Origin of the sequence: Gemmobacter sp., assembly GCF_016792925.1 — a bacterium.
GTDB lineage: Bacteria > Pseudomonadota > Alphaproteobacteria > Rhodobacterales > Rhodobacteraceae > Gemmobacter.
The window spans coordinates 1-21,948 of record NZ_JAEULU010000051.1 but is presented as its reverse complement, the minus strand read 5'-3'; the positions used below and the strand labels follow the sequence as shown (position 1 = coordinate 21,948).

Here is a 21,948-nt window from a genome sequence, read left to right as displayed (position 1 = left end):
TGACATGCCGTCTTATGGTATACCAACATACAGCCGCAAAGCAGGAGGCTCCGATGGCGGCACAGATTCGCAAGACCTATCTCAATATCGAGACGACGCTGATCGAGGGCGGGCGCGCGGCGCCGCAACCCCTGAAGCTGATCTCGGCGGCGGTTGTGCTGCAAAACCCCTGGGCGGGGCGCGGGTTCGTGGAAGACCTGAAGCCCGAGATCCACGCCGTCGCCCCGGAAATCGGCGCGCTGCTGACGGCGATGATTCTGGAGGCTGCGGGCGGGGCCGACAAGGTGGAGGCCTATGGCAAGGCCGCCGTGGTGGGGCTGAATGGCGAGCTGGAACATGCCAATGCGCTGATCCACACGCTGCGCTTTGGCAACCATTACCGGCAGGCGCTTGGCGCCAAGACCTATCTGGCTTTCACCAATGTGCGCGGCCCGGCCAATACGCCGATCATGATCCCGCTGATGGACAAGCATGACGAGGGCCGCCGCTCGCATTACCAGACCGGGCACTTTTCGATCCCCGATGCGCCGGGCGCCGATGAGATCGTGGTGGCACTTGGCGCGGCCACGGGCGGGCGGCCGCATCACCGGATTGGCGACCGTTACCAAGACCTCAAGGATCTGGGCCATGATGTCGCGAACCCTGCCTCTGTCTGACGGCGCGGCCGCACGGATCATTGAGGCGGGGGCGGGCGCGCCGCTGCTGCTGATCCATGGCGTTGGCATGCGGGCCGAGGCCTGGGGGCCTCAGATCGCGGCGTTGGCGGCAGACCACCGCGTGATCGCGGTGGATATGCCAGGCCATGGTGAAAGCGACCCGCTGCCGGGTGACCCGCGCCTGCCCGATTACGTCGCCTGGGCGGCGCGGGTGATCGAGGCCTTGGGCTTGGGTTCGGTCTCGGTGGCCGGGCATTCCATGGGCTCGCTGATCGCGGGCGGGCTGGCGGTGGAGCGCCCCGATCTGGTGGCGCGCGCGGCGCTGCTCAATGGGGTGCATCGGCGCAGCGAAACCGCGCGGGCCGCCGTTCTGGCGCGGGCGGCAGAGATTGCCGCCGGGGGTGGCGGGATCGAGGCCCCCTTGGCGCGGTGGTTCGACGACAGCCAGAGCGCTTTGCGCGATCAGGTCGCGGGCTGGCTGCGCGGCGTTTCGCCTGCGGGCTATGCCGCCGCCTATCGCGCCTTTGCCGAGGGCGATGGCGTTTATGCTGATCGCTTGGGTGCGGTGCGTTGCCCGCTGCTGGTGCTGACCGGCGATGGCGATGCGAATTCGACGCCCGAGATGACCCGCGCCATGGCGGCCATGGCGCCCCATGGCCGGGCCGTGGTGATCGAGGGGCACCGCCATATGGTGAACCTGACCGCCCCCGAGGCGGTCACCGCAGAATTGCAGCGCTGGCTGGAAACCGAGGAGACTTTGGCATGAGCGACCCCATCGACCCGCGTGCCCCCCTTGATCCGCGCGCCTTGCGTGATGCTTTCGGCTGTTTCATGACCGGGGTTACCGTGGTCACCGCGCTGGACGAGCAGGGCAAGCCCCTGGGCTTTACTGCCAATTCCTTCTCCTCGGTCTCGCTGGACCCGCCGCTTTTGCTGGTGTCGATCGCCAATCGTTCGGCCAATCTGGCGCAATTCAGCAAGGCCAAGGGCTTTGCCGTGAACATTCTGGCCGAGGGACAAAAGGATGTCTCGGCCACCTTCGCCCGCCCGTCGGAAGATCGGTTCGCCAGCGTCTATTGGCGGCACGGGCCGGTGGGATCGCCGCTGATTGCCGAAGTCTCGGCCTGGTTCGATTGCACCATGGAACAGGCGATCCCGGCGGGGGATCATACGATCCTGCTGGGCCGGATCGGCGCGTTTGAGGCCAATGCCCATCCCGGCCTTGGCTATTATCGCGGCGCCTATGTCACGCCGGCCGCCACCGCCACGCAACTGCCCGCTGGGCCGGATGTGGTGCTTTCGGCCATCCTTCAGGCCGAGGGAAAGGTGCTGCTGGTGGATGACGGGCGCGGCGGGCTTTCGGTGCCGATGACCCGCGTGGGCCGCGACGGTGTGCAGGCGGCGCTTTCTGCCCTGTTCGCCAGCCTGAACCTTCAGGCCGAGGCAGGCTCGGTCTACGCCGTTTATGAGGATGCCAAGTTGGGCACCCAGCACCTCGCCCTGCGCTGCCCGGCGCAGGCAGGCAGCCCCGCCACGGGCGCCTTTGTCGAACTTTCGCCGGAAGGCATGGCCGATGTCACCGACCCGGCGCTGCGCAGCATGTTGCAGCGTCTGGCCGAGGAAACCCGCATGGGCAATTACGGCACCTATTTCGGCACACATGAACAGGGACGCGTGCAACGTATCGCGGAAGGACAGAACTGATGAAATTCTCGCTTTTCATCCATATGGAGCGTGTGTCGGCGGAAGACGACCAGAAGCGCCTTTATGACGAGATGATCGAGCTGTGCCGCATCGCCGATGAGGGTGGCATGCATGCCATCTGGACGGGCGAGCATCACGGCATGAACTTCACCATCGCGCCGAACCCCTTGCTCAATCTGGTGGATCTGGCGCGGCGCACCAAGAATGTGCGCCTTGGCACCGGCACGGTGATCGCCCCCTTCTGGCACCCGATCCGGCTGGCGGGTGAGGCGGCGATGGCCGACATCATCATGGATGGGCGGCTGGATCTGGGCATTGCGCGCGGCGCCTACAGCTTTGAATACGAACGCCTGATGCCGGGTCTGGATGCCTGGGGCGCGGGCGGGCGCCTGCGCGAGCTGATCCCGGCGGTGAAGGCGCTGTGGGCGGGCGATTACGAACATGCGGGCGAATATTGGCAATTCCCGAAGACCACTGCCTCGCCCAAGCCGCTGCAATCCGACGGGCCGCCGATCTGGGTGGCGGCGCGCGACCCCAACAGCCATGAATTTGCCGTGTCGCAGGGCTGCAACGTGCAGGTCACGCCGCTGCATCTGGGCGATGAGGAGGTGGTCAGCCTGATGGAGCGTTTCAACGCCGCCTGTGCCGCCAACCCCACCGTGCCGCGCCCGAAAATCATGGTGCTGCGCCATGCCTATGTGGCCGAAAGCGAGGCCGACGCGCAGCTGGCCGCGCAGGAGATCAACAGGTTCTATTGCTATTTCGGCGCCTGGTTCAAGAATGAACGGCCGATCTCGCAGGGTCTCATTCAGGAACTGACGGAGGCCGAAATCGCCGCGCATCCGTTCTATTCGGCAGAGGCCATGCGCAAGAACCAGATCATCGGCGAAGCGCCGGAGGTCATCGAACGGATCAAGGGCTATGAGGCTTTGGGCTATGATGAGTTCAGCTTCTGGATCGACACTGGCATGAGCTTTGAGCGGAAAAAGGCCTCGCTGGAGCGGTTGATCCGCGACGTGATGCCCGCTTTCGCCTAAATACAGGAACGCCCGATGGACCGTTTTCAGCACTATATCGACGGGGCTTTCGAGGATGGCGCGGCCAGCTTTGACAGCCTTGACCCGGCGACGGGCGCGCCTTGGGCGGTGATGCCGATGGCGAGTGCCGCCGATGTGGACCGGGCGGTCGCGGCGGCGCATCGGGCGTTCACCTCGGGCGCTTGGCCCGCGATGACGGCCACCGCGCGGGGCAAGCTTTTGCACAAGCTGGCCGATCTGGTGCAGGCGGCGGCGCCGCGTCTGGCCGCCTTGGAAACCCGCGATACCGGCAAGATCATCCGCGAAACCTCGGCGCAAATCGCCTATGTGGCGGAATATTACCGCTATTATGCGGGGCTCGCTGACAAGATCGAGGGCGCGCATCTGCCCATCGACAAGCCGGATATGGAGGTCTGGCTGCGCCGCGAGCCCGTGGGCGTGGTGGCGGCGATCGTGCCATGGAACAGCCAGCTGTTCCTCTCGGCGGTGAAGATCGGCCCGGCCTTGGCGGCGGGTTGCACCTTGGTGGTGAAGGCCTCGGAGGATGGGCCGGCACCGCTGCTGGAATTTGCGCGGCTGGTCGAACAGGCGGGCTTTCCGCCCGGTGTGGTGAATATCCTGACCGGCGGGCCAGAGGCCGGGCGGGCGCTGACCACGCACCCGCAGGTCGCGCATATCGCCGTTACCGGCGGGCCGGAGACCGCGCGCCATATCGTGCGGGCCAGTGCCGAGAACCTTGCCAAAACCTCGCTGGAGCTGGGCGGCAAATCGCCCTTCATCGTGTTTGAAGATGCCGATCTGGGCAGCGCAGCGAATGCGCAGGTCTCGGGCATCTTTGCCGCCACCGGGCAAAGCTGCGTCGCGGGCTCGCGCCTCTTGGTGCAGGCCAGTGTGAAGGACGCGTTTCTGGCGCGGCTGACGGCCAAGGCCGAAGCCGTGACCATCGGCGCGCCGGGCGATATGGCCACCGAGGTCGGCCCGCTTTGCACGCAGCGCCAGCGCGACCGGATCGTGGATCTGATCGCGCGCTCGCTGGCGGCAGGCGCGCGGCTGGTGACGGGGGGCGTGGTGCCGGAGGGGCCGGGCTTCTATTTCCCGCCCACCATTCTGGATTGCTCGCACGCGCCAGACGCGCCTTGCCTGACGGAAGAATTCTTTGGTCCGGTGCTGTCGGTCGTCACCTTCAGCACCGAGGCAGAGGCGCTTGAAAAGGCCAATGATACCGCTTTCGGGCTGGCTTCGGGCGTGTTCACCCAAAGCCTGACCCGCGCCCATCGCATGATCCGGGGCATCCGTGCCGGGATCGTCTGGGTGAATACCTACCGTGCCGTTTCCCCCATCGCGCCATTCGGCGGGCACGGGCTTTCTGGTCACGGCAGGGAGGGAGGCCTTGCCGCGGCTTTGGACTATACGACGGTGAAAACGGTCTGGTTGCGCACCTCGGACGATCCGATCCCGGACCCGTTCGTGATGCGCTGACCGGCCTTAACAGGGAAGAAAACAGATGAAAAAGACCATGATCGCGCTGGCCTTCGCCAGCGCCCTGACCTCGGCTGCCCATGCGCAAGACATGGTGTTCACCAGCTGGGGCGGCACCACGCAGGATGCACAGGCCGCACATTGGGCCGCGCCCTTTACCGAAAAGGGCGGCCCCGCCGTGGTGCAGGATGGCCCGACCGATTACGGCAAGATCAAAGCCATGGTCGAGGCCGGCGCCGTGACCTGGGATGTGGTCGATGTGGAATATGACTGGGCGCTGCAAGCGGGCAAGGCCGGGCTGCTGGAACCGCTTGATTTCACGGTGATCGACAAGGCGAAGCTTGATCCGCGCTTTGTGTCGGATTTCGCGGTGGGGTCTTTCTACTATTCCTTCGTTCTGGGCTGGAACCCGGCGAATTTCTCCGATGCCAAGCCCGCCACGCTGGCCGATCTGTTCGACACCGCCAAGTTCCCCGGCACGCGCACCTTCTACAAATGGTCGGCGCCCGGCGTGATCGAGGCCGCGCTGCTGGCCGATGGCGTGGCACCCGAGGCGCTGTATCCGCTCGATCTCGACCGCGCGTTCAAGAAGCTGGATACGATCAAGGCGGACATCATCTGGTGGGAAGGCGGCGCGCAATCGCAGCAACTTCTGGCCTCGGGCGAGGCGCCGATCGGCTTCTTCTGGAATGGCCGCCTGTCGGCGCTGCAAGCCGATGGCATGGACGTTGGCATCAGCTGGGATCAGAACATCACCGCCGCCGATGCGCTGGTGGTGCCCAAGGGCGCCAAGAACAAGGAGGCCGCGATGAAATTCATCGCCGAGGCGACCAGCGCCGAAGGGCAGGCCGCCTTTGCCGCTGCCACCGGCTATGCGCCGGTGAACCTCGGCTCGGCTGATCTGATGGACCCGGCGATCCGCGCCACCCTGCCCGATGCGCAAACCGCGGTGCAGGTGAATGCCGATATGGCCTATTGGGCCGAACACCGCGATGAGATCGGCAACCGCTGGTATGCTTGGCAGGCGCAATAAGCGCCACCTCCCCCCGGCCCGGCGCCGGGGGGCCACCCGACAGAGGAGGATCGGACATGTTTTCCGCCGCCGCCCCCCGGCGCGGGTCGGGGCTTGGTTTTGCCATGCCCGCGATCCTGCTGCTGGCCGCGTTTTTCGTCATTCCCGTGGTATTCCTGCTGACGCGTTCGGTGACCGAGCCACAGTTGGGCCTGCAAAACTATGCCACGCTGGTGGGCAGCTCCACCTATGCCAAGGTGTTTTTCAACACCTTCTTCGTGGCGGGTGTGGTCACGCTGGTCACGGTGCTGATTGCCTTTCCGGTGGCCTGGGCGCTGGCCATCATGCCCGCGCGCTGGTCGGCGGTGGTGTTTGCCATCATCCTTCTGTCGATGTGGACCAACCTTCTGGCGCGCACCTATGCCTGGATGGTGCTGCTGCAACAGACCGGCCTCATCAACCGGATGCTGAAGGCCGTGGGCCTCATTGATCAGCCGCTGCAACTGACCAACAATCTGGTCGGTGTGACCATTGGCATGGTCTATATCATGCTGCCTTTCATGATCCTGCCCTTGATGGGCGTGATCAAGAAAATCGACCCGGCGATCCTGCAAGCTGCGGCCCTGTGTGGTGCAACCAGATGGCAGGCGCTGACCCGCGTGCTGGTGCCCTTGGCCACGCCCGGCATCGCCTCGGGGGCGCTGATGGTGTTTGTGATGTCGCTGGGCTATTTCGTCACGCCCTCGCTGCTGGGCGGCACCGCCAATATGATGCTGGCCGAACTGATCGCCCAACAGGTGCAAAGCCTTGTGAACTGGGGCATGGGCGGGGCGGCGGCCTTTCTGCTGCTGCTGGTCACGCTGGGGCTTTATGCCGTGCAGTTGCGGTTTCTGGACCGGAAGGAGGCCGCCTGATGCTTTTGGATTTCAACAAGCTGGGCGCGTGGAAATGGGCGCTTTCGGCCATCTGCGCGGTGATGAGCCTGTTTCTGCTGCTGCCGATCCTGTTCATCGTGGCGCTGTCTTTCGGCAATTCCCGCTGGCTGATCTTTCCGCCGCCGGGCTGGACGCTGAAATGGTATGAGGAGCTGTTCGCCGATCCGCGCTGGATGGGGGCGGCGCTGACCTCGGCCAAGATCGGGGTCATCGTCATGGTGATCTCTGTCGCGCTTGGGCTTCTGGCCTCGCTGGCGCTGGTGCGCGGCACTTTCAAGGGGCGCGAGGTGCTGCGGGCCTTCTTCCTCACGCCCATGGTGCTGCCGGTGGTGATTGTGGCCGTGGCGCTTTATGCCGCGTTCCTGCGGCTGGGGCTGAATGGCACGCTGCTGGGCTTTGTCATCGCCCATGTCATCGTGGCACTGCCCTTCGCCATCATCACCATCACCGGCGCGCTGGAGACCTTCGACCCGGCCATCGAGGATGCCGCCATCCTCTGCGGGGCCTCGCCCTGGGAGGCGCGGCTGCGCGTCACCCTGCCGGGCATCCGCCACGGCCTGTTCTCGGCCGCGATCTTTTCCTTCCTTATCTCCTGGGATGAGGTGGTGCTGGCAATCTTCATGGCCTCGCCCAGCCTGCAAACCCTGCCGGTCAAGGTCTGGACGACACTCCGCCAAGACCTGACGCCGGTGATTGCTGCCGCCTCCACCCTGCTTGTCGCACTGACGGTGCTGCTGATGATCGCCGCCGCCGTCCTTCGCAAAGGTAAATCCGAATGACCCCATTCCTGCATATCAACGGCATCCGCAAGACCTATGGAACGGTGGTCGCCACCGACCATGTGGAGCTTTCCATCGCGGAAGGCGAGTTCATGACCTTCCTTGGCCCCTCTGGTTCGGGCAAATCCACCACGCTGTATATCTTGGCAGGGTTTCAAGACCCGACGGCGGGCGACATCAAACTGCGCGGTCAGTCGATCCTGCAAACGCCGTCGCACAAGCGCAATATCGGCATGGTGTTTCAGCGCTACACGCTGTTCCCGCATCTGAGCGTAGGCGAGAATGTGGCCTTTCCGCTGCGGGTGCGGCGGATGGGGCAGGACGAGATCGCGCAGAAGGTGAAGCGCGCGCTGTCCTTGGTGCGGCTGGATGGCTTCGAGGACCGGATGCCCGCCAAGATGTCGGGCGGCCAGCAACAGCGCGTCGCGCTTGCCCGCGCGCTCGTCTATGATCCGCCGGTGCTGCTGATGGATGAGCCGCTGTCGGCGCTGGACAAGAAGCTGCGCGAGGAGATCCAGTTTGAAATCCGCCGCATCCATCAGGAAACCGGGGTCACGATCCTTTATGTGACCCATGATCAGGAGGAGGCGCTGCGCCTGTCCGACCGGATCGCCATTTTCAACAAGGGCAAGATTGAACAGGTCGGCACCGGGCCAGAGCTTTACGCCAACCCCGCCACGCATTTCGTGGCCGATTTCATCGGGGATAGTGCGTTTCTGGCGGGCGAGCTGGCAGGGGTGGGGCAGGGCCGCGCGGGCTTGCGCTTTGCCGATGGATCGACCGTCGCCGCCGTGCCGCTGCATGGGCTGGGCGTGGCGGGACAGGCCGCAGAGCTGATGCTGCGCCCCGAGCGGATCGAGTTGACCCCCGAGGCCGGGCCAGAGGGCGCAAGCCTGCCGGTCACTGTGGAAGACCTGACCTTTCTGGGCAATAATACCACCGTGTCGGCCCGCACCGGCTGGGGCGCGGCGCTGACTGTGCGGCTGAATTTCGGGCACCCTTTGGCGGGGCGTATCGCGCGCGGGGACCGGCTGCATATCCGCTGGGCGCCCGAGGCGGCCCATGCTTTCGTGAAGGGATAAGCCATGCGGTTGAGCGATCCGAGCCTCCTGGAAACCCGCGCCTGTCTGGCGGGGGAATGGGTGGAAACCTCCGCCCGATTGGCGGTGCATGACCCCGCGCGCGGGACTATTCTGGCCGAGGTGGCCGACTGCAGCCGGGCGGATGCGGCGGCGGCGATCAAGGCCGCCAAGGCCGCGCAACCCGGCTGGGCGGCACTGACGGGCAAGGAACGCGCGGCGATCCTGCGGCGCTGGCATGACCTCGTGCTGGCCCATGCCGAGGATCTGGCGGCGATCCTCACCGCCGAGATGGGCAAACCGCTGGCCGAGGCCAAGGGCGAAATTCTGTATGGCGCCAGCTATATCGAATGGTTCGCCGAGGAGGCGAAGCGGATTTACGGCGAAACCATCCCCGGCCATCAGCGCGACAAGCGCCTGCTGGTGATCCGCCAGCCGGTTGGCGTGGTGGCGGCGATCACGCCGTGGAATTTCCCCAATGCGATGATCGCGCGCAAGCTGGCACCTGCGCTGGCCGCCGGCTGCACCATCGTGGCCAAACCCGCCGCCGAAACCCCGCTTTCGGCGCTGGCGCTTGCCGTGCTGGCCGAGCGGGCGGGGCTACCCAAGGGGGTGCTGTCGATCCTGCCCTCCACCGACGCCGTGGGGCTGGGCTTGGAGTTCTGCGAAAACCCGGCCGTGTCGAAGATCAGCTTTACCGGTTCCACCAATGTGGGCCGTATCCTGATGCGGCAGGGTGCGGCGCAGATCAAGAAACTGTCGCTGGAGCTGGGCGGCAATGCCCCCTTCATCGTCTTCGATGATGCCGATCTGGAGGCGGCGGTGCAGGGCTGCATCGCCTCGAAATTCCGCAATGCCGGGCAAACCTGTGTCTGCACCAACCGGATTTATGCGCAGGCGGGCATTCACGATGCCTTCGCCGCGCGTCTGGCCGAAGCGGTGGCGGCGCTGCGCGTCGGGCCCGGCGATGAGGGGGCGGAGATCGGCCCGCTGATCTCGCCCGCGGCGCTGGCCAAGGTGCAGGCCCATGTCGCCGATGCCACCGCCAAGGGCGCGCAGGTCGTCACGGGGGGCGCCGCGCTGGAAGGCACCTTCTTTGCCCCCACCGTTCTCACCGGCGTCACCGCCGAGATGGCCGTGGCGCGCGAGGAAACCTTTGGCCCCCTCGCCCCGGTCTTCCGGTTCGACACCGAGGCCGAGGTGATCGCCGCCGCCAATGACACCGAATTCGGCCTCGCCTCTTACGTCTTCACCCGCGATGTCGCGCGGGTCTGGCGGGTGATGGAGGCGCTGGAATATGGCATGGTCGGCATCAATACCGGGCTGATCTCCACCGAGGTGGCGCCCTTTGGCGGGGTCAAGCAATCGGGTCTGGGCCGCGAAGGCTCGCGCCACGGGATCGAGGATTATCTGACGATGAAATACGCCTGCCTTTCGGTGTAAGGCGCTGACATGACAAAAGGCGCGCCGGTTTCCCGGCGCGCCTGTCTTCATAGGATCGGATCAGTTCGAGGCCAATTGCTTGGGCAGGCGGAAGGTCCAGACGGTGCCACCCTGGTTCAGGTAGTTCACCTTCTTGGCCACTTCGCCACCCCAAAGCGGCACGGCGCCCCCCCAGCCCGACACGACCGAGACATATTGCTCGCCATCCTGTTCCCAGGTCACAGGCTGACCGACGATGCCGGAGCCGGTCTGGAACGACCACAGCTTTTCGCCGGTCTCGTCATCCAGCGCCATGAACTCGCCCTCGGGCGTGCCGAAGAACACCAGACCGCCCGCCGTGGTCATCACGCCACCCCAGAGCGGGGCCTCGTTCTTGTATTCCCACTTCCATTCGCCGGTCACCGGGTCGATGGCCTTCAGGCTGCCGATATGGTCTTCGTAATTCGGCTTGATGGTGAAGCCTGCACCCAGATAGGCGGCGCCCTTCTTGTAGCTGATCGGCTCGTTCCAGATGTCCATGCCCCATTCATTCGAGGGGACATAGAACATGCCGGTGTTCTGGCTATAGGCCATCGGCATCCAGTTCTTGCCGCCCAGGAACGAGGGCGAGGCGAAGATCATCTCGCCCTTGGCGCCATCGGCGGCCTTGGACGGATCGCCGGGGCGGTTAGCCTCGTTGAAGATCGGGCGGCCGGTCTCGTCGATGCCGCTGGCCCAGGTGATGTCTTTCACGAAGGGCCAGGCGTGCTGGAACTTGCCGTCTTCACGGTTCAGGACGTAGAAAAAGCCGTTGCGGTCGGCGGTGGCGAATTTCTTGTTGCCGTCCTTGTCGGTGAAGGCCACGACCTCGTTCACGCCGTCGTAATCCCAGCCCTCGCGCGGGGTGGTCTGGAAGTGCCACTTGATCTCGCCCGTCGCCGGGTCGATGCCCAGACGCGAGGCGGCATAGAGGTTGTCGCCCACATTGCCTTCAACCGGGGCACCGGCATTGCGCAGATGGCTGTTCCAGGGCGCCGGGTTGCCTGCCCCGAAGACCAGCGTGTTGGTCTCGGCGTCATAGCTGCCGCCCAGCCAGGTGGCGCCGCCGCCGGTCTTCCACAGATCGCCCGGCCAGGTCGCGTTCAGCGTCCCGGTCATGGTGCTTTCCTTGCCGTTCAGCGTGCCCATGTGACCTTCGATCACCGGGCGCGTCCAGACGGTTTCGCCGGTCAGCGCATCGCGGGCCTGCACTTCGCCGATCACGCCGAATTCGCCGCCCGAATTGCCGGTGATCACCAGACCGTTCACGATCAGCGGTGCGGCGGTATAGCTGTAACCCTCTTTGTAATCCGCGATTTTCTTGTTCCAGACCACATCGCCGGTTTTCAGGTTCAGCGCGACGATGCGGGCATCCAGCGTGCCGAAATAGATGTTGTCGCCATAGATCGCGCCGCCCCGGTTGATCACGTCGCAGCAGGGCAGAATGCCTTCGGGCAGGCGGGCGTCGTATTGCCACAGCTCTTTGCCGGTCTTGATGTCGATGGCGTAAAGCCGCGAGTAAGAGCCGGTGACATACATGATGCCGTCATGGATCAGCGGCTGGGTTTCCTGCCCGCGCTGCTTTTCGCCGCCAAAGCTGAAGGCCCAGGCGGGCACCAGATTGGCGACGTTTTTCTTGTTCAGCGTCTCAAGCGGGCTGAAGCGTTGCAGATCGCGCCCCATGCCATTGGTCAGCACGTCGCCGGGGGTGGATTGGTCTTTCGCCAGATCCTCTTCGGTCACGCCTGCCCAGACGGGCGCGGCGGCGCTCAGCATGATTGCAGCAATCGCGGCTGCCGTGAAGCGGTTCATCCTGTCCTCCCTTGGATGTGCCTTTTGTCGGGTGCCTTCCTCTCAAGGCCGTGTCACCGGGCCGGGGGCCGGGGATGCCACGTTGGACCGGATGCTAAGCGCGGCGCGGCGCGCTTGAACATGCCACCATAGTCTTAGGCCCCGGCCGCGGGCGCGGCGCGGGGCAGGGGGGCGGCGTCAGGATCGGGGCTGTTTCAGCCAGGCCAGGATGAAGGCCTGCACCACCGGATCCGTCACCCCGACATGGCGCATTTTGGTGCCCGGCACGAAGGCCTGGTTATCCTCCATCCAGGCCCGCAGGGCGCCTTCGGTCCAGGTGAAACCGGCCTGGGCGAGGGCGGGGGAATAGGCATAATCCGGCACTGATCCGGCGCGGCGTCCAATGACATTTTCCAAAGGCGGGCCATAGGTTTGCCGGTCGGCGGTCACCGAATGGCAGCGCTGGCATTCCGAGGCGAAAAAGGCGCCGCCGGCCTCGATCTTGATCCGCTCGTCCAGCGCCTGTTCGGCCCGGGCAAGGGGGGTGGTGGCCAGCAGAAAGAGGCTGGAAAGCAGGAGGGGGTGAGGGGTCATTCCGGGTCTCCGTATGGGGGCGGTGCGCGTGCCTGCGCCATCCCATCACAGAGCGCGAAAGCCCGGTTTGACACCGATCAAGCGCCGGGTTCGACTTTGGTCGTAGACCCGCCGCCACGGAGGCGGCCCGGCCCCGGATCGGGGCTGGTTCCGCCAGCCCGCGCCTCAGCCCCTGCGCCGTCGGGCGGGTGGGCTGCCATATCTGGCGGCGTAGCAGCGGGTGAAATGGCTGGTGCTGGCAAAGCCGGTGATGAGGGCGATTTCCACCACCGGCAGCGCAGTTTGGCGCAGCAGCTCATCGGCCTTGGCAAGCCGCAGATCGCGGTAAAATTCCATCATCGGCTGGCCAAATCGCGCGGTGAACAGCCGTTGCAACTGGCGCGCGCTGAGGCCGCACAGGCTTGCCACTTGCCCGGGGGCCAGCGGGTCGGCCAGATGGCTTTCCATCAGCTCGACCGCCGCTTCCAGAATCGGGTGATGCAGGTTGAAGCGCTGCGCCACGGGGGCCTGTTGCGGCTCTTCGGCCAGACGCAGGCGCGGATGGATGAACCATTCGCTGACCGCGCGGGCGAAATCGGCGCCATGGGCTCCGGCGATCAGCGCGCCCATCATGTCCAGCGCCGCCACGCCGCCCGCGCAGCTATAGCGATCACGGTCAATGACATAAAGCGCGCGTTCGATCAGCAGATCCGGCATTGCCTCGGCCAGCGGGTCGATATGGGTCCAGTGCAGGGTGAAGCGGCGCCCCTGCATCAGCCCGGCCTTGGCCAGAATGGCGGCGCCCCCCGAAATGCCGCCCAAGCCGACCCCCTGATGCGCCAGCCCGCGCAGCGCCCGCGCAAGACCCGCATCCTCAAAGCGCAGTGGATTGCCCCCCGCCACCACAAAGGCCAGATCAAAGCGCGGCGCTTCGGCCAAGGGTGTGGTGTCGAACCCGCCGCCAGAGGTGGAGGGCAAAAAGCCCCCCGCAACCGAATGAAAGGTGCAGTGATAGAGCGCCCGGTCCGCCAGCTGATTGGCGGCGCGCAGCGGCTCCACCGCCGCCGCCAGCGACATCAGCGCATAATCCGGGGTCAGGATGAACCCGATGGAAAGGGGAGCAGGGTCTGCCATGCCGCCCAGTATAGGCATGTGGCCGCCACAGGCAAGAATATGTCCGCAGAAGGCAAGCCCCCGCGCCCGTTCCGGCCTTAGATACACCCAGCGACATGGCACATGAGGGGCGGGCAGAGATGCGCTATTCAGCGTTCCGGGTTCTGAAAGAGGCGCTGACCGGCCATAAGGGCTGGCGCCCGCTATGGCGCAACCCCGAGCCGAAACCGGCCTATGATTATGTGATTGTGGGGGGCGGCGGCCATGGGCTTGCGACGGCCTATTACCTTGCCAGAACCTTCAAACAGGCGCGGATCGCGGTGCTGGAAAAAGGCTGGCTCGGCTCGGGCAATATTGGCCGCAACACCACGATCATCCGCTCGAATTACCTGCTGCCGGGCAACGAGCCCTTCTATGAATTCTCGATGAAACTGTGGGAGGGGTTGGAGCAGGCGTTCAACTTCAACGCCATGGTCAGCCAGCGCGGCATTCTGAATCTGTGCCATACCGATGCGCAGCGGGATGCCTATCGGCGGCGCGGCAATGCCATGCTGCTGGCAGGCGCCGATGCCGAATTGCTGGACACCGAGGGCGTCCGGGCGATGTATCCCTTCCTGAATTTCGATCACGCGCGCTTTCCCATCAAGGGCGGGCTGTTGCAGCGCCGCGCGGGCACGGCGCGGCATGACGGCGTGGCCTGGGGCTATGCGCGCGGCGCCGATCTGGCGGGGGTGGACCTGATCCAGAATTGCGAGGTGACCGGCTTTCGGATTGAAAACGGGCGGCTGCGCGGCGTGGAAACCTCGCGCGGTTATATTGGCGCGGGCAAGGTGGGCGTGGCAGTGGCCGGATCGACCAGCCGGGTGATGGCGCAGGCGGGGATGCGCCTGCCGATCGAAAGCCATGTCTTGCAGGCCTTCGTTTCCGAAGGGCTGAAGCCGACGATTGATGGCGTGATCACCTTTGGCGCCGGGCATTTTTATGTCAGCCAATCCGACAAGGGCGGCTTGGTCTTTGGCGGCGATATTGACGGCTATAATTCCTACGCGCAGCGCGGCAATCTGCCGGTGATCGAGGATGTGGCCGAGGGCGGCATGGCCCTGATGCCGATGATCGGGCGGGCGCGGCTGCTGCGCATCTGGGGCGGCATCATGGATATGTCGATGGATGGCAGCCCGATCATCGACCGCACGCCGGTGGCGGGGCTCTATCTCAATGCGGGCTGGTGTTACGGCGGCTTCAAGGCCACGCCCGCCTCTGGCTATGCCTTCGCCCATCTGCTTGCCACCGACACCCCGCATGACACCGCGCGCGCCTATCGGCTGGACCGCTTCGCGCGGGGCTATGTGATTGACGAAAAGGGCATGGGCGCCCAACCGAACCTGCATTGAGGTGATGACGCGATGCTGATCCCCCATCCGCTTCTGGGTTTGCGCGATGCGCAGGAATTCACCTGTCTGGGCGATGCCGCCCTGCTGAACCGGCCCGATGGTCTGGCCGATCCGCAGGCGCTGACCGATTACGTCTATCTGCGCGACAACCCCGCCGGGGTTCACCGCGAGCTGTGGTTTCACGAACAGGGCGACCGCAGCTGGCTGGTGGTCACGCGCAACACGCTCACCCATGAGATCCTCGGCGCTGAACTGGCGCGTGACGTGGCGCTGCGCGCCAAAGGTGCGAAATGAGACTTTCGGGCGGAGAGATCGACCGCAGCCAAACGCTGCGCTTCACCTTTGACGGGCGCGCCTATACGGGGCATCCGGGCGATACGCTGGCCTCGGCCTTGCTGGCCAATGATGTGCGGCTGATGGGGCGGAGCTTCAAGTATCACCGCCCGCGCGGCGTGTTTTCCGCCGGTTCGGAGGAGCCGAATGCGCTGGTCACGCTGCGTGGCGGCGCGCGGGCCGAGCCGAACACGCGGGCCACGGCGGTGGAGCTGTTCGAGGGGCTGGAGGCCCGCAGCCAGAACGCCTGGCCTTCGCTCGCCTTCGATGCGCTGGCGGTGAATGACCTGATGGCGAATTTCCTGACCGCCGGGTTCTACTACAAGACCTTCATGTGGCCGCGCGCTTTTTGGGAAAGGCTGTATGAGCCGATGATCCGCAAGGCGGCGGGTCTGGGGCGGCTGTCGATGGCTGCGGACCCCGATGCTTACGACAAGGGGTTCCTGCATTGCGACCTGCTGGTGATCGGCGCGGGGGCGGCGGGTCTGGCGGCGGCGCTGACGGCGGCGCGGGCGGGCGCGCAGGTCATTCTGGCCGATGAAGATGCGCGGCTAGGCGGGCGGTTGCTGGCGGAAAGCGCAACGCTGGATGGCGCGCCCGCGCGCGACTGGGTGGCAGGGCTGGAGGCCGAAATGGCCAGCCTCCCCAACCTGCGCCTGATGCGGCGCACCACCGTTTGGGGCCTGTTTGACCACGGGGTTTATGGCGCGGTGGAGCGGGTGGCGGACCACCTGCCAATCCCCGGCGCGCAGGTGCGCCAGACCCTGTGGCGCATCACCGCGCGGCGGGCCGTGCTGGCAGCAGGCGCGACCGAGCGCCACATTCCCTTCCGCAACAATGACCGTCCGGGGGTGATGCAAGCCGGGGCTTTGCGCGCCTATGCCAATCGCTTTGCCGTCAGCCCGGCGCAGCGGGTGGCGATTTTCACCAGTCAGGATGACGGCCACCAGACCGCGCTGGACCTGATCGCCAAGGGCGTGGAGATCGCGGCGGTGATCGACAGCCGGGCCGAGGCGCGGGCCATGGGCGAGTATCGCCTGATCGCGGGCGGGCAGGTGTGCGACAGCCGCGGGCGGCTGGGGCTGCGCGCGGTGCAGGTGCGCCACGGTGGCGGGGTGGAGTGGCTGAGCTGTGGCGCGCTTGGCGTGGCGGGGGGCTGGAACCCGAACCTGCACCTCGCCTCGCATCAGCGCGGGCGCCCGCGATGGGACGAGGCCGCGCAGGCCTTCTTGCCCGATACCTTGCCCGCCGGGCTCGCAGTGGCGGGGGCTGCGGCAGGGCAGGGCGAGACGGCGGCGGTCATGGCCTCGGGCGTGGCGGCCGCGCTGCGCGCCCTTGCCGATCTGGGCCTTTCGGGCCGCGCGCCCGCGCTGCCCATTACCGAGGCCCGGAGCCTTGCGGGCCAAAGCCTTTGGCATGTGCCGGGCAAGGGCCGCGCCTGGGTGGATTTTCAGAATGATGTGACCGTGAAGGACATCAAGCTGGCACATCAGGAAAACATGCGCCCGGTCGAACATCTGAAGCGCTGGACGACGCTGGGCATGGCGACCGATCAGGGCAAGACCGCCAATGTCGCCGCGCTGGCGGTGATGGCCGAGCTGACCGGGCAGACCATCGCCGCCACCCGCACCACGATCTTCCGCCCGCCCTATACGCCCGTGGCGCTGTCGGCTCTGGGCGGCGGCGATAGCGGGGCGCAGTTCCGCCCGCGCCGCCTGACCCCCAGCCATGCCTGGGCGGCGGCGCAAGGCGCAGTGTTTGTCGAGGTCGGCCAATGGATGCGGGCGCAATGGTTCCCGCAGCCGGGCGAAACCCATTGGCGGCACTCGGTCGATCGCGAGGTTCTCGCCACCCGCAAGGGCGTGGGCATCTGCGATGTGACGACCCTGGGCAAGGTGGATGTGCAGGGCGCCGATGCCGCGGTGTTCCTCGACCGGCTTTACGCCAATCCGATGGCGAGCCTGAAGGTGGGCATGGTGCGCTATGGCCTGATGCTGCGCGAGGATGGCCACGCCTATGATGATGGCACCTGCGCGCGGCTGGCGGAGGATCACTATGTGGTCACCACCACCACGGCGCAGGCCGGGCCGGTCTATCGCCATATGGAATTCGCGCGGCAATGCCTGTGGCCAGAGCTGGATGTGCAGCTGATCTCCACCACCGAGGCTTGGGCGCAATTCGCCGTGGCGGGGCCAAACGCGCGCAAGCTGCTGGAGCGGGTGGTGGACGGGTTCGATCTGTCAAACGCGGCCTTCCCCTTCATGGCCTGCGCCCAGCTGACGATCTGCGGAGGTCTGCGGGCGCGGTTGTTCCGCATCTCTTTCTCGGGTGAATTGGCTTATGAGCTGGCGGTGCCGGCGCGGTTCGGCGCAGCGCTGATGGCGCGGTTGGTCGCGGTGGGCGCCGATCTGGGGGCCACGCCTTACGGCACCGAGGCGCTTGGCGTGATGCGGATCGAAAAGGGCCATGTCGCGGGGAACGAGTTGAACGGCCAGACCACGGCGCAGATGTTGGGCTTGGGGCGCATGGTCTCGGACAAAAAGGATGCCATCGGCGCGGTGATGTCGCGGCGCGAGGGGCTGGTGGAGGAGGCGCGCGTGTTGGTGGGGTTGCAGCCGGTGAACCCCGGCGATCCGGTGGTGGCGGGGTCGCATCTGTTCGCGCAAGGGGCGCAGCAGAAAACCGAAACCGATGAGGGCTGGATCACCTCGGCCTGTCATTCGCCGCATGTCGGTTCCAGCATCGGTCTGGGCTTTCTGGCGCGCGGCGCGGAGCGTTTGGGCGAGGTGATCGTGGCCGCCAACCCCTTGCAGGGCCAGCAAATCGCGCTGCGTGTGGTGCCTGCCCATTTTGTTGACCCGGATGGAGGGCGCCTGCGTGACTGATCTGAATACATTGCAGCTCACGGCCACCACCGCGCTTGGTGGCACCCTGCCGCAAGAGGCCCGGCATGGCGCGCTGCGGATGGCGGAGAACAGCGGCCTTGCGCTGGCCTCGCTCACCCTGCGCCGGGGCACCACTCAGCCCGCGCCCTTTGGCCTTGCCTTGCCGGGGCCGGGGGCTTGGGGGCAGGCGGGCCGCCATGCCGCGCTGTGGATGGGGCCAGAGCAATGGTTGATCGAGGGTGAGGGGCTGGCAGAGACCGATTTTGCCACCGCCCTGCAAGGCCAATGCCCCGGCTGTTCGGTGACGGAACAGACCGATGGCTTTGTGGCCTTCGAGATCACCTCCGAAGCGGGCGAGGCGCCGATCCTCGCGCTTTTGGCGCGGCTGGTGAATATCGCGCCCGACCGTCTGCGCCCCGGCATGGGCACCCGCACCGGGCTGGAGCATATGAGCGTGTTGGTGATCCGCCGCGCCCCCGACCGGCTGGCGCTGCTGGGCCTGCGCTCGGCTGCGGCAACGCTGTGGCATGCGCTGACCACAGCGGCAGCGCGGCTTGGCTGATTTCCACCTTTCCAGAATTGAGACTGACATGACCCGTTACGCCCTGCGCGTCACCTGCGCCTCGACCCGTGGCATCGTGGCCGCGATTTCCACCTATCTGGCCGAACAGGGCTGCAACATCACCGACAGCGCCCAGTTTGATGATACCGCCACCGGGCGGTTCTTCATGCGCGTCAGCTTTCGCTCGGAAACCGGGGCCGGGCTGGAGGCCCTGCGCGCAGGCTTTGCCCCGGTGGCGGCGCGCTTCGGCATGGAGACCGAGTTTCTGGACGAGACCCGCAAGCGCAAGGTGGTGCTGATGGTCAGCCGCTTCGGGCATTGCCTGAACGATCTGCTCTATCGCTGGAAGATCGGCGCGCTGCCGATTGAGATTGTGGCGGTGATTTCCAACCACCTCGATTATCAGAAACTGGTGGTCAACCACGACATTCCCTTCCATTGCATCAAGGTGACCAAAGAGACCAAACCCGAGGCCGAGGCGGCGCAGATGCGGATCTTGCGCGAGACCGGGGCCGAGCTGGTGGTGCTGGCGCGCTATATGCAGGTTCTGTCGGATGAGATGTGCCGCGAGATGTCGGGGCGGATCATCAATATTCACCATTCCTTCCTGCCCAGCTTCAAGGGGGCAAACCCCTATAAACAGGCCTATGAGCGGGGGGTGAAACTGATCGGGGCGACTTCGCATTATGTGACCGCCGATCTGGATGAAGGCCCGATCATCGAACAGGATACGGTGCGCATCACCCATGCCCAAAGCGCCGAGGATTACGTGAGCCTTGGCCGCGATGTGGAGGCGCAGGTGCTGAGCCGCGCGGTGCATGCCCATGTGAACGGGCGGGTGTTCCTCAATGGCGACAAGACCGTGGTGTTCCCGGCCTCGCCCGGCTCTCATGCCAGCGAGCGGATGGGCTAAGCGCGGCCCGCGCGCGTCGGGGCTTGCGCCGGTTGTGGCCTGCCGGGTTTCTTGGTAGTGAAGATTGTCCCTCTGCCGGAAATCCGTCATGCCCGAGTCCAGCCTGCCGCGCGGCAAGCCCGCCTTTGACCAAGACCCCCACCGCCTGCGCGAAGTGGCCGAACGCAATCTGGAGGCGGCGATTGGCCGCGAGGTGCGCAATTTCCGCCATCAGCAGAACATGACCGTCGCCGATCTGGCGGCGGTGACCGGCCTGTCGATGGGGATGCTCTCCAAGATCGAAAACGGCCATACCTCGCCCTCGCTCACCACGCTACAGGTGCTGAGCCATGCGTTTTCGGTGCCGGTGACCGCGTTTTTCCGCAGCTTCGAGGAACGGCGCGAGGCGCAGCATGTGCGCGCGGGCGAGCATCTGGAGATCGAGCGGCGCGGCACGCGCGCCGGGCACCAGTATCACATGCTGGGCCATATCGGTTCCAACAGTTCGGGCGTGGTGGTGGAACCCTATCTGATCACGCTGACCACCGAGAGCGACACTTTTCCCACCTTCCAGCATGAGGGGCTGGAGCTGCTCTACATGCTGGAAGGCGAGGTTGATTATCGGCATGGCGATGAGGTCTATCGCCTGCGCCCCGGCGACAGCCTGTTCTTTGATGCCGATGCGCGGCACGGGCCGGAAGGGCTGATTTCCCTGCCGGCGCGCTACCTTTCGGTGATCGCCTATCCGCAAGGTTAGCGCGCGGGGTTACACATCCAGCGTGTTGTCATGCTCCCATTGCGAGAAATGGGCAACGTAGCTGTCCCATTCCTTGCGCTTCAGTTTCATATAGGCCGCCGAGAACTCCTCGCCCATCATGGCTTTCAGCGTGCTGTCGGCGTCGTAATCACGCAGCGCATCCAGCAGGTTCAGCGGCAGTTTCGGCGCATCGGTGATGGTATGGCCCTGCTGATACATGTCGATGTCATGGCGCGGGCCGGGATCGGCCTGGCTGCGCACACCATCCAAACCCGCAGCAAGGATCACAGCCTGCATCAGATAGGGGTTCGCCGCGCCATCGGGCAGACGCAGCTCAAACCGGCCGGGGCCGGGCACGCGCACCATATGGGTGCGGTTATTGCCGGTCCATGTCACCGTATTCGGCGCCCATGTCGCCCCGGAGGAGGTGCGCGGCGCGTTGATCCGCTTGTAGCTGTTGACCGTGGGGTTGCAGATTGCGGCCAGCGCGCTGGCATGTTTCATGATGCCGCCCAGGAAGGTGCGGCCCTGATCCGACAGGCCCAGCTCTTTATCCGGGTCGGCAAAGGCGTTGCGCGTGCCATCCAGCGACCAGACCGAGATATGCGCATGACAGCCCGACCCCGTCAGCCCCTTGAAGGGTTTGGGCATGAAGGTGGCGCGCAGCCCGTGCTTTTCGGCCACCGATTTCAGCATGAACTTGAAAAAGCTGTGCTTGTCTGCGGTTTGCAGCACATCATCGTATTTCCAGTTCATCTCGAACTGGCCGGTCGCATCCTCATGGTCGTTCTGATAGGCCTCCCAGCCCAGCTCCAGCATGTAATCGCAGACCTCGGCGATCACGTCATAGCGGCGCATCACCGCCTGCTGGTCGTAGCAGGGCTTTTCGGCGGTGTCATAGGGGTCTGAGATCTGGTCGCCCTCGGGGGTGAGCAGGAAGAATTCCGGCTCCACCCCGGTTTTCACCCGCAGCCCCTCTTTCGCGGCCTCGTCCACCAGGCGGCGCAGCACGTTGCGCGGGGCCTGTGCGACCGGCGCGCCTTCCATCACGCAGTTGGAGGCGACCCAGGCAACCTCCTTTTTCCACGGCAACTGGATGGCCGAAGCCGGGTCGGGCACGGCCATCATATCGGGGTGGGCGGGCGTGAGGTCCAGCCAGGTGGCGAAACCGGCAAATCCGGCGCCATCGCGGGCCATGTCATTGATGGCCTGCCATGGCACCAGCTTGGCCCGCTGGCCGCCGAACAGATCGGTATAGGACACCATGAAATATTTGACGCCCTTTTCCTGGGCCCAGGCAGCAAGGTCTTTGACCATTTTATGATACATCCCTGATTTTGTTGGGTCAGAATCCGCCGGTGCGACCGGGGATCCAGTTGGTGCCCGCAAGGGGCACGCCTGCCATGGCCGCAGCCTCGATGGTCAGGGAACACAGGTCTTCGGGTTCCAGATTGTGCAGGTGGTTCTTGCCGCAGGCGCGCGCGATGGTCTGGGCCTCCAGCGTCATCA

At 65.5% G+C, this 21,948-nt stretch carries 20 protein-coding genes and 1 pseudogene; 16 read left to right on the top strand and 5 right to left on the bottom strand.

Annotated features, from left to right (window positions below; all coding sequences use genetic code 11):
• Positions 1 to 53 precede the first annotated feature (53 nt).
• From JNN06_RS02725 to JNN06_RS02680, 10 genes are read left to right on the top strand one after another with little or no spacing between them, the layout of a single operon-like run.
• Positions 54 to 656 carry an amino acid synthesis family protein gene (locus JNN06_RS02725; protein WP_291238063.1) on the top strand — a complete coding sequence of 201 codons (603 nt, stop codon included), beginning with the start codon at positions 54 to 56 and terminating at the stop codon, positions 654 to 656.
• A complete protein-coding gene (locus tag JNN06_RS02720) occupies positions 628 to 1,422 on the top strand; it encodes an alpha/beta hydrolase (RefSeq protein WP_291238062.1) in 795 nt (264 codons plus the stop codon). Before JNN06_RS02725 ends, JNN06_RS02720 begins: the two co-directional genes overlap by 29 nt.
• The gene (locus tag JNN06_RS02715; RefSeq protein WP_291238061.1) at positions 1,419 to 2,360 is read left to right on the top strand and encodes a flavin reductase family protein; all 942 of its coding nucleotides are present in this window, start codon (positions 1,419 to 1,421) and stop codon (positions 2,358 to 2,360) included. Before JNN06_RS02720 ends, JNN06_RS02715 begins: the two co-directional genes overlap by 4 nt.
• Positions 2,360 to 3,397: an LLM class flavin-dependent oxidoreductase gene (locus JNN06_RS02710; RefSeq protein WP_291238060.1), complete on the top strand. Its 1,038-nt coding sequence runs from the start codon at positions 2,360 to 2,362 to the stop codon at positions 3,395 to 3,397. The genes JNN06_RS02715 and JNN06_RS02710 overlap by 1 nt, the downstream gene beginning before the upstream one ends.
• A 15-nt stretch (positions 3,398 to 3,412) precedes the next feature.
• Entirely contained in the window at positions 3,413 to 4,876 is a 1,464-nt protein-coding gene (locus tag JNN06_RS02705) for an aldehyde dehydrogenase (RefSeq protein WP_291238059.1), read from the top strand.
• Positions 4,877 to 4,901: 25 nt separating this feature from the next.
• Positions 4,902 to 5,909 (top strand): ABC transporter substrate-binding protein, encoded by a 1,008-nt coding sequence (locus JNN06_RS02700; RefSeq protein WP_291238058.1) that lies wholly within the window; start codon positions 4,902 to 4,904, stop codon positions 5,907 to 5,909.
• Positions 5,910 to 5,965: 56 nt separating this feature from the next.
• Positions 5,966 to 6,802: an ABC transporter permease gene (locus JNN06_RS02695; RefSeq protein WP_291238057.1), complete on the top strand. Its 837-nt coding sequence runs from the start codon at positions 5,966 to 5,968 to the stop codon at positions 6,800 to 6,802.
• Positions 6,802 to 7,602, top strand: coding sequence for an ABC transporter permease (locus tag JNN06_RS02690; RefSeq protein WP_291238056.1), 801 nt, complete (start codon positions 6,802 to 6,804; stop codon positions 7,600 to 7,602). Before JNN06_RS02695 ends, JNN06_RS02690 begins: the two co-directional genes overlap by 1 nt.
• On the top strand, positions 7,599 to 8,684 hold the full coding sequence (locus JNN06_RS02685; protein ID WP_291238055.1) for an ABC transporter ATP-binding protein: 1,086 nt from the start codon (positions 7,599 to 7,601) through the stop codon (positions 8,682 to 8,684). Before JNN06_RS02690 ends, JNN06_RS02685 begins: the two co-directional genes overlap by 4 nt.
• Positions 8,685 to 8,687: 3 nt before the next feature.
• Positions 8,688 to 10,124 carry an NAD-dependent succinate-semialdehyde dehydrogenase gene (locus JNN06_RS02680; protein ID WP_291238054.1) on the top strand — a complete coding sequence of 479 codons (1,437 nt, stop codon included), beginning with the start codon at positions 8,688 to 8,690 and terminating at the stop codon, positions 10,122 to 10,124.
• Positions 10,125 to 10,184: 60 nt separating this feature from the next.
• Here the strand turns inward: JNN06_RS02680 and JNN06_RS02675 are convergent, their stop codons facing one another.
• The 3 genes from JNN06_RS02675 to JNN06_RS02665 form a co-directional block, all read right to left on the bottom strand.
• On the bottom strand, positions 10,185 to 11,954 hold the full coding sequence (locus tag JNN06_RS02675) for a PQQ-dependent methanol/ethanol family dehydrogenase (RefSeq protein ID WP_291238053.1): 1,770 nt from the start codon (positions 11,952 to 11,954) through the stop codon (positions 10,185 to 10,187).
• Positions 11,955 to 12,131: 177 nt separating this feature from the next.
• Positions 12,132 to 12,527, bottom strand: coding sequence for a c-type cytochrome (locus JNN06_RS02670; RefSeq protein WP_291238052.1), 396 nt, complete (start codon positions 12,525 to 12,527; stop codon positions 12,132 to 12,134).
• Between the two features lie 165 nt (positions 12,528 to 12,692).
• Positions 12,693 to 13,640, bottom strand: coding sequence for a helix-turn-helix domain-containing protein (locus JNN06_RS02665; protein ID WP_291238051.1), 948 nt, complete (start codon positions 13,638 to 13,640; stop codon positions 12,693 to 12,695).
• A gap of 119 nt (positions 13,641 to 13,759) precedes the next feature.
• On the opposite strand from JNN06_RS02665, the gene JNN06_RS02660 reads away from it, so the two are divergent.
• From JNN06_RS02660 to JNN06_RS02635, 6 genes are all read left to right on the top strand, one after another.
• Complete coding sequence (locus JNN06_RS02660) at positions 13,760 to 15,010, top strand: sarcosine oxidase subunit beta family protein (RefSeq protein WP_291238050.1); 1,251 nt, start codon at positions 13,760 to 13,762, stop codon at positions 15,008 to 15,010.
• Positions 15,011 to 15,022: 12 nt separating this feature from the next.
• Complete coding sequence (locus JNN06_RS02655; protein WP_291238049.1) at positions 15,023 to 15,304, top strand: sarcosine oxidase subunit delta; 282 nt, start codon at positions 15,023 to 15,025, stop codon at positions 15,302 to 15,304.
• Positions 15,301 to 18,228, top strand: a complete 2,928-nt coding sequence (locus JNN06_RS02650; protein ID WP_291238048.1) for a sarcosine oxidase subunit alpha family protein — start codon at positions 15,301 to 15,303, stop codon at positions 18,226 to 18,228. The genes JNN06_RS02655 and JNN06_RS02650 overlap by 4 nt, the downstream gene beginning before the upstream one ends.
• On the top strand, positions 18,221 to 18,790 hold the full coding sequence (locus JNN06_RS02645; RefSeq protein ID WP_291238047.1) for a sarcosine oxidase subunit gamma: 570 nt from the start codon (positions 18,221 to 18,223) through the stop codon (positions 18,788 to 18,790). The genes JNN06_RS02650 and JNN06_RS02645 overlap by 8 nt, the downstream gene beginning before the upstream one ends.
• A gap of 28 nt (positions 18,791 to 18,818) precedes the next feature.
• On the top strand, positions 18,819 to 19,703 hold the full coding sequence (gene purU, locus JNN06_RS02640) for a formyltetrahydrofolate deformylase (RefSeq protein ID WP_291238046.1): 885 nt from the start codon (positions 18,819 to 18,821) through the stop codon (positions 19,701 to 19,703).
• An 88-nt stretch (positions 19,704 to 19,791) separates the two neighbouring features.
• Positions 19,792 to 20,439, top strand: a complete 648-nt coding sequence (locus tag JNN06_RS02635; RefSeq protein ID WP_291238045.1) for a helix-turn-helix domain-containing protein — start codon at positions 19,792 to 19,794, stop codon at positions 20,437 to 20,439.
• A gap of 9 nt (positions 20,440 to 20,448) precedes the next feature.
• Here JNN06_RS02635 and glnT read toward each other — a convergent pair whose 3' ends face one another.
• Positions 20,449 to 21,756, bottom strand: a complete 1,308-nt coding sequence (gene glnT, locus JNN06_RS02630; RefSeq protein WP_291238044.1) for a type III glutamate--ammonia ligase — start codon at positions 21,754 to 21,756, stop codon at positions 20,449 to 20,451.
• Positions 21,757 to 21,784: 28 nt separating this feature from the next.
• Positions 21,785 to 21,948: pseudogene (locus tag JNN06_RS02625) on the bottom strand (FMN-binding glutamate synthase family protein); the annotation flags it as partial.